This window comes from Sphingomonas sp. AX6, from assembly GCF_902506605.1.
Lineage (GTDB): Bacteria > Pseudomonadota > Alphaproteobacteria > Sphingomonadales > Sphingomonadaceae > Sphingomonas.
In genome coordinates, this window is the sequence record NZ_LR733979.1 from 2,955,655 (window position 1) to 2,969,414 (window position 13,760).

General features: G+C 63.2%; 15 protein-coding genes. 2 read left to right on the forward strand and 13 right to left on the reverse strand.

Features of this window, described 5'->3' with window-relative positions; translation table 11 throughout:
- Positions 1 to 16 precede the first annotated feature (16 nt).
- Together ENHY17A_RS14790 and ENHY17A_RS14295 are read left to right on the forward strand one after the other, a co-directional pair.
- Positions 17 to 772 carry an MFS transporter gene (locus ENHY17A_RS14790; RefSeq protein WP_236547986.1) on the forward strand — a complete coding sequence of 252 codons (756 nt, stop codon included), beginning with the start codon at positions 17 to 19 and terminating at the stop codon, positions 770 to 772.
- Positions 745 to 1,260 carry an MFS transporter gene (locus ENHY17A_RS14295; RefSeq protein WP_236547987.1) on the forward strand — a complete coding sequence of 172 codons (516 nt, stop codon included), beginning with the start codon at positions 745 to 747 and terminating at the stop codon, positions 1,258 to 1,260. Before ENHY17A_RS14790 ends, ENHY17A_RS14295 begins: the two co-directional genes overlap by 28 nt.
- Here the strand turns inward: ENHY17A_RS14295 and ENHY17A_RS14300 are convergent, their stop codons facing one another.
- From ENHY17A_RS14300 to rpsB, 13 genes are all read right to left on the reverse strand, one after another.
- Positions 1,261 to 1,608, reverse strand: coding sequence for a PilZ domain-containing protein (locus ENHY17A_RS14300; RefSeq protein WP_159713792.1), 348 nt, complete (start codon positions 1,606 to 1,608; stop codon positions 1,261 to 1,263).
- A gap of 60 nt (positions 1,609 to 1,668) precedes the next feature.
- Positions 1,669 to 1,908, reverse strand: coding sequence for a 50S ribosomal protein L31 (gene rpmE, locus ENHY17A_RS14305; protein WP_159713794.1), 240 nt, complete (start codon positions 1,906 to 1,908; stop codon positions 1,669 to 1,671).
- A gap of 178 nt (positions 1,909 to 2,086) precedes the next feature.
- Entirely contained in the window at positions 2,087 to 2,560 is a 474-nt protein-coding gene (fabZ, locus tag ENHY17A_RS14310; RefSeq protein WP_159713796.1) for a 3-hydroxyacyl-ACP dehydratase FabZ, read from the reverse strand.
- A gap of 15 nt (positions 2,561 to 2,575) precedes the next feature.
- The gene (locus tag ENHY17A_RS14315) at positions 2,576 to 3,223 is read right to left on the reverse strand and encodes an OmpH family outer membrane protein (RefSeq protein WP_159713799.1); all 648 of its coding nucleotides are present in this window, start codon (positions 3,221 to 3,223) and stop codon (positions 2,576 to 2,578) included.
- Entirely contained in the window at positions 3,223 to 6,021 is a 2,799-nt protein-coding gene (bamA, locus tag ENHY17A_RS14320; RefSeq protein ID WP_159714708.1) for an outer membrane protein assembly factor BamA, read from the reverse strand. The genes ENHY17A_RS14315 and bamA overlap by 1 nt, the downstream gene beginning before the upstream one ends.
- Before the next feature lie 120 nt (positions 6,022 to 6,141).
- Positions 6,142 to 7,275: a M50 family metallopeptidase gene (locus tag ENHY17A_RS14325; protein WP_159713801.1), complete on the reverse strand. Its 1,134-nt coding sequence runs from the start codon at positions 7,273 to 7,275 to the stop codon at positions 6,142 to 6,144.
- A 25-nt stretch (positions 7,276 to 7,300) separates the two neighbouring features.
- Positions 7,301 to 8,455, reverse strand: coding sequence for a 1-deoxy-D-xylulose-5-phosphate reductoisomerase (locus ENHY17A_RS14330; protein WP_159713803.1), 1,155 nt, complete (start codon positions 8,453 to 8,455; stop codon positions 7,301 to 7,303).
- Positions 8,452 to 9,258, reverse strand: coding sequence for a phosphatidate cytidylyltransferase (locus tag ENHY17A_RS14335; protein ID WP_159713805.1), 807 nt, complete (start codon positions 9,256 to 9,258; stop codon positions 8,452 to 8,454). The genes ENHY17A_RS14330 and ENHY17A_RS14335 overlap by 4 nt, the downstream gene beginning before the upstream one ends.
- Positions 9,255 to 9,986: an isoprenyl transferase gene (locus ENHY17A_RS14340; RefSeq protein ID WP_268894003.1), complete on the reverse strand. Its 732-nt coding sequence runs from the start codon at positions 9,984 to 9,986 to the stop codon at positions 9,255 to 9,257. Before ENHY17A_RS14340 ends, ENHY17A_RS14335 begins: the two co-directional genes overlap by 4 nt.
- A gap of 85 nt (positions 9,987 to 10,071) precedes the next feature.
- The gene (frr, locus tag ENHY17A_RS14345; protein WP_159713807.1) at positions 10,072 to 10,629 is read right to left on the reverse strand and encodes a ribosome recycling factor; all 558 of its coding nucleotides are present in this window, start codon (positions 10,627 to 10,629) and stop codon (positions 10,072 to 10,074) included.
- Between the two features lie 28 nt (positions 10,630 to 10,657).
- On the reverse strand, positions 10,658 to 11,380 hold the full coding sequence (gene pyrH / locus ENHY17A_RS14350) for a UMP kinase (RefSeq protein ID WP_159713809.1): 723 nt from the start codon (positions 11,378 to 11,380) through the stop codon (positions 10,658 to 10,660).
- A 325-nt stretch (positions 11,381 to 11,705) separates the two neighbouring features.
- Positions 11,706 to 12,635 (reverse strand): translation elongation factor Ts, encoded by a 930-nt coding sequence (tsf, locus tag ENHY17A_RS14355; RefSeq protein WP_159713811.1) that lies wholly within the window; start codon positions 12,633 to 12,635, stop codon positions 11,706 to 11,708.
- A 178-nt stretch (positions 12,636 to 12,813) separates the two neighbouring features.
- On the reverse strand, positions 12,814 to 13,728 hold the full coding sequence (rpsB, locus tag ENHY17A_RS14360) for a 30S ribosomal protein S2 (RefSeq protein WP_159713813.1): 915 nt from the start codon (positions 13,726 to 13,728) through the stop codon (positions 12,814 to 12,816).
- Positions 13,729 to 13,760 lie beyond the last annotated feature (32 nt).

A 13,760-nucleotide genomic window follows, 5' to 3' on the forward strand; every position in this document is an offset into this window, starting at 1 on the left:
GGATGAGGAGAGATTGATGGCGAGCGTGGCACCGGCCGATATCGACGACCGCAACCCCAGCCCCCAGTCGAAGCGCGGGCTCGACTGGATGAACTTCTTCCTGGCGGATGTGCGCGACGGAGTCGGGCCGTTCCTCGCCATCTATCTGCTCGCCAGTCACCAATGGAGCGCATCGGCGATCGGCGTCGTCATGGGCGCGATGGGCGTCGCCACCGGCCTGGCGCAGATCCCCGCGGGCCAATGGATGGACCGCGCCGAAAACAAGCGACTGCTGCTGATCCTCGCCTGTATCGCGGTCGCCATCGCGACGCCGATGATGACCATCGTCACGACGTTTCCGGTGGTTCTTACTTGCCAGATCATCGTGGGTGCCGCCGCCGCGTTCATCATCCCCGGCATCGCCTCGATCACCCTGGGCGTGGTCGGGCCGAAGCGCTTCGCACCGCGCACCGGGCGCAACGAGGCGTTCAACCATGCGGGCAACATCGTCGCCGCGTTGATCGCAGGGGGCGTCGGCCACTATCTCGCGCGCGAATATATCTTCTGGGTCGTGGCGCTGTGGAGCATCTTCTCCGCGCTATCGATCCTGATGGTCCGCCGATCCGAGATCGACCCGCGCATCGCGCGCGGTGCGGTGACCGACACCGGCGAACTCCATGTCAGCAGCTTTACCCAAGTGCTGTCGGACCGCCGCATCCTCGTCTTTTCTTCGTCGTCCTGCTGTTCCATTTCGGCAATGCCGCGATGCTGCCACTGGTCGGGCAGGAACTGACCGCCAATGCGGGCGGATCGGGTGCCGCGTTATGGATGAGCGCGTGCATCATCCTGGCCCAGGCAGTGATGATCCCGGTATCGACCTTTGCAGGGAAATATGCCGATCTGTGGGGACGAAAACCCGTGTTCCTGATCGGCCTGATCGCGCTCCCGATCCGCGGCATTCTCTACGGCTTTTCGGATGAGCCCTGGTATCTGCTCGCGGTGCAGGCACTGGACGGCGTCGGTGCGGGCATCTTCGGCGTCATCTGGATGCTGATCGTCGCCGATCTGACCAAGGGGACAGGGCGTTACGCGGTGACGCTGGGGGTCATCAATGTCGGTCACATGATCGGGTTATTCCTCAGCCAGACACTGGCCGGCATGATCGTCGACGCGACCGACAGCTATCGCTGGGGCTTCTGGTTCCTGGCGGGCATCGCGACGCTGGCGCTGCTGCTGTTCCAGTTCGGCATGAAGGAGACGAGGCATGCGTCTCCAGGCTGATCAACGTTCGATCAGATTGTCGAAATCATCCTCGGTAATCGGCTGTTCGAATTCCACCCCCGCCTCGAATTCGTCGACGCGCATCACGCGCGCGATTCGCGGGCCGACTTCGGGCAGGGTCAGCCAGATTTCCTGCCCGCGCTTCAGCGGCGAATAGGTGATCAGCCGCGCCCCGTGCAGCGACAGGTCCGTCACGCGGCACAATGCCCGGTCCAGCCCCCCGCGCCCGACCCGCGCGTCGAACGACACCGGCGCGCGGCGCGACTTGCGATGCGTCGATGGGTAAGCAGGTTCGAACTCCGCCGAAAAGGACGGGACCGAAAACGAACGAGGCTGCGCGTAACTCATACGCACAGCCTACGATTCGATGGCTAACAGCGCGTTAACGATGTCGGGTGTGTGAAGACCTCAGTCTTCTTTTTTACGGAGCGAAATGCCGCCGCCGAACCGCTTGTTGAAGCGGGCGACCTGACCACCCGCATCGAGCAGACGCTGGTTGCCGCCGGTCCATGCCGGATGCGCCAGCGGATCGATTTCCAACGTCATCGTGTCGCCTTCCTTGCCCCAGGTGGACTTGGTTTCGTACACGGTGCCGTCGGTCATCTGGACCTTGATCATGTGATAATCGGGGTGGGTATCTGCTTTCACGTCATATGCTCCTGGCGCGGCTGGTTCCGACCAGCCTGGAAATAGGAAGGCGCGCGCCTAGCAGAGCAGGCGCGGTGGTGCAAGATTTGCCCACAAACTCGTCATGCCAGCGCAGGCTGGCATATCAGGCGGCGCTTGCGATACGGCTTGATACCCCAGCTTGCGCTGGGGTGACGATCTAGGCCGCAGGCGGATCGGCGATCATCGCGGTGAATTCGCATTCCGCCGCCAGTTCGCCGTCGATTTTCGCCTTGCCCGCGAATTTGCAGACGCGCGATCGTTTCTGGACGAATTCGACCTCCAGGCTCATCAGCACGCCGGGCTCAACCGGCTTCCTGAACTTCACGCCGTCGATCGACATGAAATAAACGAGCTTGCCCGTGCCCGCTAGACCCAGGCTCTCAACCGCGAGCACGCCCGCGGCCTGCGCCAACGCCTCGACGATCAGGACGCCGGGCATGATCGGGCGACCGGGGAAATGACCCTGAAAGAACTGCTCGTTGATCGTCACCGCCTTGATGGCGCGGATCGACCGGTCGGGGATCAGTTCCTCGACCCGGTCGACCAGCAGCATCGGGTAACGATGCGGAAGCGCCGCCATGACCCGCCCAATGTCGAGCGGGCCGATGTTCGTCGCTTCCGTGTCGCTCATTTCCGTCATCCGGGCTTAGCGGCCGGTGGGTGCCGGAGCGGCAGGTGCCGCGGCGGCGGGCGCTGCGCCCTGCTGCTGCTGATTCGGCTGCCAGCCTGCCGGCGGCGTCGTCGTGACGCTGGGGACCAGGCGGTTGAGTTCGGTCGTAATCAGCGCAGTCACATCGGTCGCCTGATTGGCATAAAGCAGCGCTTCGGGACGCATCAACAACTGAAGCTTGCGCGCAGTGATGACCGCATTGACCGCCGGGCTGACCTGACGGTTGATCTGTTCGAATGCATAGGCACGAGCGAGCTGAGCGGGCTGGGTCAGGCGTGCGATTTCGGCCTGTGCCGCCTGTTCCTTCGCCTGGATCGCGGCGGCCTGGGTCTGCAACTGCTGCTGGTTTGCATTGGGCTGCTGGCTGGCGGTCTGAAGCTGCTGGACCAGCGGGCGCAGTTCGTTCTGCACGGCGGTGGTGCGCGCCTGCGCCTGATCGAGCGCTGCCTTGTGCGTCGTTTGGATCTGCGTGATTGCGGTCTTCCACGCATTGCTGTTCTGGATCGCGGCTTCGGGATCGGCAACGGCGACTCCGGCGATCTGGGCAGTGGCCGGAACGGCAGTCGCGGCAACGATCGGGGTTGCGGCAACGGCCGCCAGCATGAGCGATTTGAGGATGGTCATCAGAATGCAGTTCCTACGTTGAAAGTGAATAGCTTGGTATCGTCGCCCTCTTCCTTGAGCAGCGCGTGCGCGACGTCGATGCGCAGCGGGCCGAAGGGCGAGTTCCAGTTGACGCCGACGCCGACCGAAAGACGGGGCTTTGCCGAATCGCCGACATAGCGCTCGAAGAAGGGTGCCGTACTGTTGGTCGCGATCGTGTTGGTCGACGTGCCCGTGCACGCGCCGCCCAGCGTCGAAGAGAAGCCGATCGGGCATGTCGTCGCCAACCCGGCATTTTCGCCACCGGTGGGCACGAAGTAAAGTTGGCGACCCTCGGCATCGGTGATGTTCGTTACCAGCGGCAGCAACGAGGGCGAACCATCGGCGTTAAACAGCGGATTGCCGCTTCCATCGACCGCCTGCGGGAATTGCTGGCCGACCACCGGACGTTTCAGACCGAACAGAGCGCCGGCCTGTAGGAAGATCGACGGACGCAGCCCCAATTCGCGCGCGCCTTCACCCAGCGGAATTTCGAGCTCGAGCTTGCCGAGATAATAGGCTTTCCCACCCAGCGCGTCGTCGATGATCTGCTCGCGGTCGGTAACCAGCAACTGGTCGCCGGTCGCGACCGTGCCGTTGAAGCCGATCCGTTGCACGCGCGGGCCGACGCCGCGAATGTCGAAGCCGCGGAACTGCGGTTCGCCGAGGAAGAAGCGATCGGTGATCCGGACCGAATCGGTATTGGGACCGCGATCTTCCTCAAGCGAGTGGATGTACCCGCCCTCGCCGGTCGCCGACAGGATGAAGCCGCTGCCGATGCTCCAATATTTGCGGGCATCGGCGCGGGCACGGATAAAGCGCGTGTCGCCACCCAGTCCGGCGAATTCCAGGCCCAGTTGCAACCGCTCGCCACGCGTCGGGCGCAGGCTGGAATTTAGCGAGTTATAGCTGAGGTTCAGGCCCACTGCCGAAGTCAGGCGGTTGCCGATCGCATCGCACAAATACCGCCCGGCCTTCAGGGGGTCGCAGACCCCGTTGGTAAAGAACTGCGCTTCGTCCAGCGAAACATCGTCCTGCGTCAGGCGGTAATTGCCCGACAGCGACCAATATTCGGTCAGCGGCACCGCTGCAACGAGCTGTGCGCCGGTCGACACATTTTCATAGGTCTGGTTGCGTTCCTGACCAATGAAGTTGAACGAGTTGAAATCGCGGCGGAACACCGTCGCGCCCAGGGCGACGTTCTGATTGAACAGATAGGGCTCGGTAAAGCCCAGCTCGACCGACTTGCTGTAGGTCGAATAATCGACCTGCGCGCGCAAGTCCTGGCCCTTGCCACGGAAGTTGCGCTGGCGGATCGCCGCCTGGACCAGGAAGCGCTCAAGGCTGGAGAAGCCTGCCGACAGCGACAATTCGCCGGTTGCGCGTTCTTCGACATTGGCGTTCAGGATGACGCGGTCGGGGGCCGATCCCTGAACCTGTTCGATCTCGAATTTTTCGCCGAAATAGCCGAGCGAATTGATGCGGTCCTGCGAACGACGCACCAGCACGGTGTTGAACGCGTCGCCCTCAGCCACGCGCATTTCGCGGCGGACGACCTTGTCCTGCGTCTGGGTGTTGCCGGTGATGTTGACGCGCTCGACATAGGTCCGCTGCGCTTCGTTGATCACGAAATTGATCGCCATGATCTTGTTTTCGCGGTCGGGGCGGAATTGGGGATTCACATCGGCAAAGGCGTAGCCGAACAATCCGGCGGTCTCGCTCAACGCCTCGATCGAATCCTCGACCTGCTTGGCGTTGTACCAGTCATTCTCCTTGAACGGCAGGTTGGCCGCGAGTTGTTCGTTGTCGAAATCGCGAATTGCCGAATCGACGGTGACGGGGCCGAATTTGTACCGCTCGCCTTCCTCGACCACATAGGTGATGATGAAATCTTCACGGTCGGGGGTCAGCTCGGCGACGGCGGACACCACCCGGAAATCGGCATAGCCCTGAGTCAGGTAGAATTGGCGCAGCAACTGCTGGTCGTATGCCAGGCGGTCCTGGTCATAGGTCGTGTTCGACGACAGGATGCGGAACCAGCGCGATTGCTTGGTCGCCATCTCGCCGCGCAGGTCGTCGTCGGAGAATTGCTCGTTACCGATGATGTTGATCTGGCGAACGCTCGATTTCGGGCCTTCGCTGATTTCGAACACCACATCGACGCGGTTCTGGTCGAGCGTGACCATCTGCGGATCGACCGAAGCGGCAAAGCGCCCTTGGCGGCGGTACAGCTCGACGATCCGCGCCACATCGGCGCGCACCGCGGTGCGGGTGAAGATCTGGCGCGGGGCGAGCTTTACCTCGGGCTGGATCTTGTCGGTCTTCAACCGGCGATTGCCCTCGAAGATCACGCGGTTGATGACCGGATTCTCGGTCACGCGGATGATGATGTCACCCGTCTCGACGCCCTCGATCTGCACATCGGCCAGGAAATCGCTGGCGAGCAGGTCGCGCAGCGCCTGATCGATGGTTTCGTTGGTGTAGGTGCCGCCAGCGCGAAGCTGGGTATAGGCGATGATCGTTTCCGCCTCGATCCGCTGGTTGCCCGCGACGCGAATCGATTTGATCGTGCGCTGGACCTGCGGGGCGGCGATCAACGGCGCAGGCGCCGCCGGATTTGCCCGCTGCGGGGCGGGTGCCTGTTGCTGCGCCGGGGCCTGCTGCGGCGCAGGCGCTGGCTGCGGTGTCGTCGTCGGCGTCTGTTGCTGCGGCGCGGGCGCGGCAGCCGGGGGCGGCGCGGTCTGCGCCTGGGCCACGCCGGACAGCACGGTGGTCGCCATCAGCGCCACGGCTGCCTTCGAGCCGATCTTGGAAAGCTTGTTCGCCGTCACATTCCACCCCAATCGAGGAAAAAATCAAATACTGGTGCCAGAAGGCCGTACGCCCCTGCCCCAACCACGTCAGCCGATCAACCCGGCCAGATTATCCCACAGCCCGAACGAGCCGAGATCGTTGACCGTGACCAGCAGCATCAGTGCGAGCAACGCGGCCAGTCCGCCGCGAAAGGCCCAGTCGAGCACCTTCGGATCGACCGGCTTCCGCCGAACCGCTTCGATCGCATAGAAGAACAAGTGGCCACCATCCAGCATCGGAACTGGCAACAGGTTGATGAACCCCAAATTAATCGAGACCAAAGCGATCAACGTGATGAACGCGGGCCAGCCCAATGTCATCGTCTCGCCAGACACCTTGGCAATCCTGAGCGGCCCGCCCAGTTCGTCGAGCGGACGCCGCCCCGTGATGATCTGACCGATGGTCGCGACCATCATCTGGACGATGTCCACGGTACGCTCGACACCGACGACCGGTGCGCGAAGCAGGCTGACCGGTTCGAATACCGCCGACGCATTGCCGATGCCAACCAGCCCGGTGCGATATTCGTTGCCGAACCGGTCGACTTCGCGCTGGATGGCGATCGTCAAATCGGCGGTCTGCGTCGCCCCTGCGCGGTCATAAGTGACGCGCACCCGTTCGTCCGGGCGAATCTGGGCATAGTTGCGGATATCGTCGAACGTTTCGATCCGGGTGCCGCCCATCGCGACGATCCGGTCGCCGGGCTGCAACCCCGCACCCGCCGCGGCACCGCCTGCAACTACGGTTTCCACCATCGGCGGCGTCCGGCTTTCGCCGTAGACAAGCGCGAAGCCACCAAGGATCAGGATGGCGAGCAGGAAATTGGTGATCGGCCCGGCTGCAACGATGATCGCGCGTTGCCATAGCTTCTTGGCCTGGAAGGTTTGCGCGCGCTCTTCGGGCGGAAGCGACAGCCATTGTGCATCTGGCTGGCTGGCGGGATTCATGTCGCCTGCGAAGCGGACATAGCCGCCCAGCGGCATCCAACCGAATTTCCACCGCGTGCCGCGCTTGTCGGTGAAGCCGGCGATTTCGCGGCCGAAGCCGATCGAAAACGCTTCCGCCTTCACGCCGAACCAGCGTCCGGCGAGATAATGTCCCATTTCGTGAATGAACACGAGCGGACCGATCACCAGCGCAAACGCCAGGATCGTCAGCAGAAACCCAGGGCTTTCGATCAATCCAAGCCGTCCTCAAACCGGGCCTTCAAACGCAGGCCTGTACACGTTCGCCCGCGATTCGTCGCGCTTCGGCATCGATCGCCAATACGGCATCGAGGCTGTCGGGCGCCAGCGGGTCGTAACGCCCAAGCGTATCGGCGACGATTGCGGCAATTTCGAGGAAGCCGACACGACCCTTCAGAAAGGCTTCGACCGCAACTTCATTGGCCGCATTCAAGATCGCCGGTCGCGCGCCGCCTGCGCGCAAAGCTTCCTTCGCCAGGCCGATTGCGGGAAACCGCACCGCGTCCGCCGCTTCGAAATCAAGCCGCGCGACTTTCGCCAGGTCCAGTCGCTCGCATGGCGTCTCCATTCGCTCTGGCCATGCCAGTGCATAGGCAATGGGCGTACGCATATCGGGCGACCCCATCTGCGCGAGCACCGATCCATCGATATATTCGACCATCGAATGTACCACCGACTGGCGGTGGACGATGATGTCGAATTGATCGGCGGCGACCGGAAAGAGATGAAAGGCTTCGATCAGTTCGAGCCCCTTGTTCATCATCGTCGCCGAATCGACGGAGATCTTGGCGCCCATCGACCAGTTGGGGTGCGCCACCGCCTGCTCCGGTGTAATCCCGCGCATCTCGTCCAGGGTTCGCTCGCGAAACGGACCACCACTCGCGGTCAGGATGATCCGCGCGACGCCTTTCGGCGCGGTGCGGTCAAGGCACTGGAACACCGCATTATGTTCGGAATCGACGGGCAACAGCGTGACCCCATGCGCTTCGACCGCGCGCGTCATCACCTCGCCCGCAGAAACCAGCGCTTCCTTGTTCGCAAGCGCCAGCGTGCCACCACTCTCGATCGCGGCCATCACGGGCTTCAACCCCGCACAGCCGACGATCGCCGCCATCGTCCAGTCCGCCCCCATCCGCGCGGCGTCGCACACCGCATCGGCACCCGCTGCGGCCTCGATGCCCGTGTCGGCAAGCGCGGCTTTCAGCGCTTCGTAACGGGTCGCATCGGCGACGACGGCGCGTTTGGCACCGACACGCTTTGCCGCAGCCGCCAGACCGTCCACGTCGCTGTTGGCGGTGAGCGCCAGCACCTCGAATCCGTCGCGATTGCGTTCGATTAGGTCGAGCGTCGAGGTGCCGATCGACCCCGTCGCACCAAGGATGGTGATCCGCTTCATGCGATGTTCGGCAATTCGATCAGGAACGCGATCACCGGGGCTACCGGCACCAGCCCGTCGAGCCGGTCGAGCACGCCGCCATGCCCCGGCAGGATCGACCCGGAGTCCTTGACCCCCGCCCGGCGTTTCAGCCCGCTTTCGTACAGGTCGCCCAGTTGTGCGAGCACCGCCAGCGCGGGCGTTGCGATGACGAAACTCATTGGAATGCCCCAGCGCATCATCACGGAGCTATAGACGGTCGCGAGCAGCACACCGCCGATCAGCCCGGCCCAGGTCTTGTTGGGGCTGAGTGCGGGGGCAAGCTTGGGTCCACCGATCGTCCGCCCGGCAAAGAACGCGCCGATATCGGTCGCCCACACCAGTCCCATTGCCCATAATGTGATGACGAACCCGTTCGGCTGGTCGCGCAACAGGATCAGCGCCAGCGCAGGAAGTCCGACATAGAGGATACCGCGCAGCAGCGACGTGCGCCGGGTGATGATGACGATGAAGAACGCCGCGCCCGCGATCAGCCCCAATGCGAAGAAGCCCGGCCCCGCCGCCAGCGGCGACAGGATCGCCAGTGGCACCGAAATCGCGAACATCGACAGGCGTTTCTGCTGGGCATCGACCTTATGCAGATCGGCCCATTCCGCCATCATGAACAACGAGATTACCGAGACGAGTACCCAGAATGCCAGCTCGCCGAACCACAGCGCGGCGGTCGCGATCGCGATCATGCCGATGCTGGCAAAGATGCGCAGCCGAACGTCGGACGCCGATTTCGGTCCGTCACGGGGGGGCAATGGCGGCGTATCGGTCATAGCCCGCCGAACCGGCGCTGGCGGCGTCCGTAATCGGCAATCGCGTCACGGATCACCGCTTCATCGACATCGGGCCATAACGTGTCGATGAACATCAGTTCGGCATAGGCCGATTGCCACAGGAGGAAATTCGACAGCCGCACTTCGCCCGAAGTGCGGATCATCAGGTCGAGCGGCGGCAGGTCGCGGGTCGTCAAATGCGCTTCGATCGCGGCCTCGTCGATCGCATCGGCAGCCAACTCCCCCCCGGCAACCTTCACCGCCAGTGCCCGCGTCGCCGCAACCAATTCCGCCTGCGCCCCATAGTTGAGCGCGATCACCAGTATCGGCCCGGTATTGGTCGCCGTCCTCTCAATCGCGTCGTCGATCATCGCGACGATGTCGGATTTGAGCACGCGGTAATCGCCGATCACCCGCAGCCGCACATTTTCGGCGATCAGGTCGTTGACCTCCGACGACAGGAAATGCCGCAGCAATCCCATCAGGTCGGTGACTTCATCCTCGGGTCGCCGCCAATTCTCCGACGAAAAGGCATAGAGCGTCAGCACCTCGATCCCCAGGTCGCGCGCGGCGCGCGTCGCCTTGCGAACCGCCTCGACGCCCTTTTTATGCCCGGCAATGCGCGGCAACCGCCGAGCTTTTGCCCAGCGTCCGTTGCCGTCCATGATGATGGCGACGTGGCGAGGGATGGTGGCGGTTTCCGTCACGGCCAAAGGTTCGCTCGCCACGCTCAACCTACTCCGTTCGCACTGAGCCTATCGACCCCAAGGGCAGCGCGCTCAGCACGAAGGGGAAAATGGGATTGCCCCGAAATCACTGACCCAGGATTTCCTTTTCCTTCGACGTCGCGGTCGCGTCGATATCGGCGATGGTCGCGTCGGTCAGCTTCTGGACTTCGGTTTCGAGTTTCTTGCGCTCGTCCTCCGAAATCTCGCCCTTCTTCTCGTCGGTCTTCAGGCTGTCCATACCGTCGCGGCGCACGTTACGCGCGGCGATGCGCGCTTTCTCGGCATATTGGCCGGCAAGCTTGGCCAGTTCCTTGCGGCGCTCCTCGGTCAGGTCGGGGATCGGCAGGCGGATATTCTGCCCGTCGACGATCGGGTTCAGACCCAATCCTGCCGAACGGATCGCCTTGTCTACCGGGCCGACATTGGATTTGTCCCACACCTGCACCGACAGCATCCGCGGCTCGGGCGCCGACACGGTCGCGACCTGATTCAGCGGCATGTTCGCACCGTAGACTTCGACCGTGACAGGATCGAGCAGGCTGACAGACGCGCGTCCGGTGCGCAGCCCGCCCAGATCGCCCTTAAGCGATTCGACCGAACCCGCCATGCGGCGTTCCAGATCGGCCTTGTTATAAGCGGCCATGATGCAATCCTCTCTTCATTCCAGAAACTTACGCGTCGTTCTTGACGATCGTCGATGTGCCTTCGCCGCGCAAAACCGCGGTCAGATTGCCTTCGTCGCGGATGTTGAACACCACGATCGGGATGTCGTTGTCGCGGCACAGCGCCACCGCGCTCGCATCCATCACCTTCAAATCGTCGGCGAGCACGCGGTTGAAGCTCAGGGCGTCATAACGCGTTGCCGTCGACACCTTTTTCGGATCGGCGTTATAAACGCCGTCGACGCTGGTGCCCTTGAATAGCGCGTCGCAATTCATTTCCGCCGCGCGCAACGCAGCGGTGGTATCGGTGGTGAAGAACGGCAGGCCGGTGCCCGCTGCGAACAGCACGACGCGGCCCTTCTGCATATGCCGCTCGGCCTTGCGCCGGATATAGGGTTCGCAGACGCTGGCCATCGGGATCGCCGACTGGACGCGGGTTTCGACGCCCGCTTTCTCCAGCGCGTTCTGCATCGCGAGCGCGTTCATCACGGTCGCGAGCATGCCCATGTAATCGGCGCTCGCCCGATCGAAGCCCTGCGCGGCGCCAGCCAGCCCGCGGAAGATATTGCCGCCGCCGACGACCATGCAGATCTCAAGCCCCGCTTCCTTCGCCGCCTTCACTTCGCGCGCCACGCGCTCACAGGTCGCCGGGTCGATGCCGAACTGGCCCGACCCCATCAGGACTTCGCCCGAGAGTTTCAGAAGGATGCGTTTGAATTTCGTAGCGGGCATGGATTCACTTGTGTTGCGGGCGGGGGATAAGGCGCGCGGACCTTAGAAGCGGTGCGCTGCGATGCCAAGCGGGGATGCGCGTAGCCATCCGCGACAAAGCCACGGCAGCACGCCCCACCCCCAAACCGTTGGTGTCGAGTAGGGGTCGAGCGAAGTCGAGAACCCGTATCGAGACAGGCTCTCCTGTGACCCTCCTCCCTCGATACGCCTTCTCGACAAGCTCGAAGGCTACTCGGGACAAACGGTTTTGGGCGAGAGCGTACATAGAAAGGGCGGCCCCTCGGAGCCGCCCTTCCCTGTTCTCACGAACCAATCCGATCCCGGATCAGTTCTTGATCCCCGCGGTCGCCGCCACTTCGGCTGCGAAATCGCTTTCTTCCTTCTCGATGCCTTCGCCGAGCTGGAAGCGGACATAGTCCTTGAGCACGATGGTCGTGCCTGCGTCCTTCGCCGCCTTGGCGACGACGTCCGCGACCGGCGTCTTGCCATCCATCACGATCGGCTGGCTGAGCAGCGCGTTTTCCTTGGCGAACTTCTTCACCGATCCCTCGACCATCTTGGCGATGATGTCGGCGGGCTTGCCGCTTTCTGCTGCCTTTTCGGTCGCGATCTGGCGCTCGCGCTCCAGCACGTCCTGGTCGAGGCCCGATTCGTCGAGTGCCAGCGGGAAAGCGGCCGCGATGTGCATCGCGATCTGCTTGCCGAGCGGTTCGAGCACATCGACACCCGCATCGGATTCGAGCGCGACGAGCACGCCGATCTTGCCGAGGCCCGGTGCCGCTGCGTTATGGACGTACGGGATCACCGCGCCCTTCGTCACTGCCAGGCGCTTCGCACGGCGCAGCGACTGGTTCTCGCCGATCGTCGCGATGTTGTTGGTCAGCGTCTCATCCACCGACTTGCCCGACGGCATCGCTGCGGTCTTGAGCGTGTCGATATCGTCGCCCGATTCCAGCGCGATCGCGGTGACGTCGCGAACGAACGCCTGGAACTGGTCGTTCTTGGCGACGAAATCGGTTTCGGAGTTCACTTCGACTGCCGCACCCTTGGTGCCTGCAACCGCGACGCCGACCAGACCTTCGGCCGCGGTGCGGCTCGACTTCTTCTGCGCAGCCGCCAGACCCTTGGTCCGCAGCCAGTCCATCGCCGCTTCCATGTCGCCGCCATTTTCGGTCAGCGCCTTTTTGCAGTCCATCATGCCGGCGCCTGAACGCTCGCGCAGTTCCTTCACCGCTGCTGCCGTGATCTCGGCCATGTTCGTTTCCTTCGTTTGTGGAGCCCGTGGGGCTCGAAAGCTTGAATATATAAAACCGCTCGCCCTGAGCCTGTCGAAGGGCTGTCCTTCCTGTTTGTGACAAGAGAAGGACAGTGCTTCGGCAAGCTCAGCACGAACGGTTGATAGGCTTGTCGAAGCCCAGAGCTATGCCGACGCCTTACGCGTCGATCTGGCGCTCGCCCTCGGCTGCCGTTTCCGGCTCGGTCGAAGCCGCAGGCGCTTCCGGCTCGGCGGCAGTGGGTGCTGCTTCCGCTGCGGCAGGCGTTGCTTCGGCGGCAGCGGGTGCTGCCTCGGCTTCAACGGCAGCAGGCGCTTCCGGCTCGCTCAGCGCTTCTTCCTTGGGCGGCTCGACCATGGCGCCGATGTCCTTGCCGGACTTCTGCATGGCTTCCTGGCCACCGCGAGTCGCGGCGATCGCCACGGCTTCGCAGTAGAGGCGGATCGCGCGCGCCGCGTCGTCATTCGCCGGAACCGGGAATGCGATGCCATCGGGCGAAACGTTCGAATCGAGGATCGCGACGACGGGGATACCCAGCGTGTTGGCTTCCTTGATCGCCAGCTCTTCCTTGTTCGCATCGATCACGAACATGATGTCGGGAATGCCGTTCAGGTCGCGGATACCGCCCAGCGACAGCTCCAGCTTGTCGCGCTCGCGGGTCAGGTTCAGCACTTCCTTCTTGGTCAGGCCTTGCGTGTCGCCCGACAGCTGCTCTTCGAGCGTCTTTAAGCGCTTGATCGAACCCGAGATCGTCTTCCAGTTGGTGAGCATCCCGCCCAGCCAACGATGGTTGACGAAATGCTGGCCCGACCGGCGCGCTGCCTCGGCGACGGGGTCCTGCGCCTGGCGCTTGGTGCCAACGAACAGGACCTTGCCACCGCCTGCGACTGACGCACTGATGAATTCGAGTGCGCGCGCGAACAGCGGAACGGTCTGCGACAGGTCCATGATGTGGACGCCGTTGCGATCGCCAAAGATGTAGGGCTTCATCTTCGGGTTCCAGCGATGCTTCTGGTGGCCGAAGTGGGCGCCAGCTTCAATGAGCTGGTGCATAGAGACGACAGGTGCCGCCATAGGATCAGTTCCTTTTCCGGTTAAACCTCTGG